Below are 1,965 nucleotides of genomic sequence, written 5' to 3'. Positions count from 1 at the left end.
CGATCTGCCCGCCCGAGGAAACTTCGGAGAAGATGATCCCGGTCGCGTCAGTCCACAGATTGAGCGCCTCACGCGCCAGAAACTGCCCTTCGGCTGTCAGCTTGGTGATATCGACCGTGATCGTGCCGCCCGGGGCAACGTTGAAATGCCGCGAGGCTCCGCCCCAATAGGTCGAGGTAAGCTGCGTGGCGATCTGATCGTAGGTGAACACTTCCAAAGGCGGGGCCACTGCGGCGGCCACACGGTAGCTGCCTGGTTGCTGGTTCCCCCAGACGCCCAGATCGATGTAGTACGTTCCCGTGGTCGGAGCGACAAACCGGATCTTGGAAAATTGGGTGCCCGCAGTGTCATCGTTGAACGCCAGCGGATTGCCGCTGGCATCGCGAACGTACAGCACCGTATCCAAATTGCCGCCGACTATGGCTTCGGTGGTAAACTGGTAAGCCTGGCCCGCCGTCAGCTGAACTGCGAACCAGTCATGATCGCCCGCCGCTTCGATAGTGCCGTTGACCGCGCCGCCGATCGACAGCGTGGCGGCTGTTGCAGAGGTGTGCCCGATCGCATCGGAGGCGGGCCTGGTCGCGGTGAGAAGAAAAGTGCCTGTGTCCGAAGCGCCGCCCTGGGGCGCGAAGCCGCCTACGTCAAGATAGTAGACCCCGGCGGTCGTTGCGGTGAACGTGATTTCGGAAAAAAGCTGATTTCCGCCCGAGATAACATCGTCATTTTCAGAAATCAGCGCGCCGGTCGAATCCCGCAGGGCCAGGACACTGTCAGACAAAGTGCCGTTGAGAATGGTCGAGAACGTGTAGGTCTGTCCTTGCAGTAAATTCACGCTGTACCAGTCGTGGTCTCCATCCGAATCGATCGTGCCGCTGATATAGCCACCCAAGGTAGCGGTTGCCGTGGTGGCAGTGCTGGCGGCGACGGTATCGACCGTCTGCGGCGGCGCATTCACGCCTTGCGCCGCCTTGGCCGAATCCCCTTCGGTCGGGGCCAGACAGCCAGGGCAGGTGCAGGGACCGATTTCGGCACGAAGCGCAATTTCGGAGGTGAATTCATCGTTGAGGGAGTTTGCCATAGCCGACCACTAGGTCGTGTTGACAAAAGGGATTCCCAAACGGGATGAGTTCTGATTCAAGGCTGCTCTTTGGGGAGCAGTCATGGGCCGTGGGGACTTGTCGGATGCGGAATGGGAACTGATCGGACCGTTGCTACCGTCTGAGCGCGGTCGCTGGGCGCGGCCAGCGGGCGACAACCGGCGGTTCCTCAACGGTATGCTGCATGTCTTGCGGGTCGGTTGCCCCTGGCGGGATATGCACGAGCGCTACGGCAAGTGGAACTCGGTCTATGTCCGGTTCCGGCGATGGGCCGGGCAAGGCGTGTGGGATGCATTGCTGCAAACGCTGGTCGATCTGGGACTTACCGACGACTGGCAGCACATGATCGACAGCACCACGGTTCGCGGCCATGTCTCGGCAGCGGGCGGAAAAGGGGGGCTTGTGCGCAGGCTTTTGGTCGATCACGCGGCGGCTTTACGAGCAAAGTCCACGCCCGCTGCGACAATCAAGGACTGCCTATCGGCTTCATCCTGACCGGCGGCGAGGCATCGGATTATACGGCCGCTGACAACCTGATGGCCCTGCCGTTGCCCAAGCCCAAGGCGCTGCTGGCCGACAAGGGATATGATGGCGACAGGTTCCGGGAAAACCTGCTCACGCGCGGCATTCTGCCGATCATCCCGCCGCGCTCGAACCGGAAAGTGCCAGTCCATCCTGATTATCGGCGCTACAAGGATCGCAACCGCGTCGAGCGCATGTTCGGCAAGCTCAAGCAGCAACGCCGCATTGCTACCCGCTACGACAAGACAGTTCTGTCGTTCGAGAGCTTCCTCAACCTCGCCGCATCACGTCTCTGGCTGAAGTCTTTTGTCAACACGGCCTAGTCTCCAATCCGGTCGCCAAGTGC

General features: G+C 61.0%; 2 protein-coding genes and 1 pseudogene. 2 read left to right on the top strand and 1 reads right to left on the bottom strand.

What is annotated here, in order from left to right; all coding sequences use genetic code 11:
• Positions 1 to 1,078: PPC domain-containing protein (locus tag ABL922_RS14710; RefSeq protein ID WP_349024956.1), on the bottom strand; the 1,078-nt coding region annotated here is incomplete at its 3' end.
• Positions 1,079 to 1,160: 82 nt separating this feature from the next.
• Here ABL922_RS14710 and ABL922_RS14705 point away from each other — a divergent pair.
• Together ABL922_RS14705 and ABL922_RS14700 are read left to right on the top strand one after the other, a co-directional pair.
• A pseudogene (locus ABL922_RS14705) lies at positions 1,161 to 1,430 on the top strand (transposase); the annotation flags it as partial.
• Positions 1,364 to 1,942: an IS5 family transposase gene (locus tag ABL922_RS14700; RefSeq protein ID WP_349024955.1), complete on the top strand. Its 579-nt coding sequence runs from the start codon at positions 1,364 to 1,366 to the stop codon at positions 1,940 to 1,942. The pseudogene ABL922_RS14705 and the gene ABL922_RS14700, both read left to right, overlap by 67 nt.
• Positions 1,943 to 1,965: the final 23 nt, after the last annotated feature.

It is taken from the genome of Sphingorhabdus sp. (genome assembly GCF_040079335.1).
GTDB lineage: Bacteria > Pseudomonadota > Alphaproteobacteria > Sphingomonadales > Sphingomonadaceae > Sphingorhabdus_B.
The sequence above is the reverse complement of the archived record's forward strand: the minus strand, read 5'-3'. Positions and strand labels throughout refer to the sequence as shown.

Excerpts from the sequence above, each read along its gene's own strand:
- ABL922_RS14700 (WP_349024955.1), top strand. The coding sequence starts at position 1,364 with ATGGGCCGGGCAAGGCGTGTGGGATGCATTGCTGCAAACGCTGGTCGA.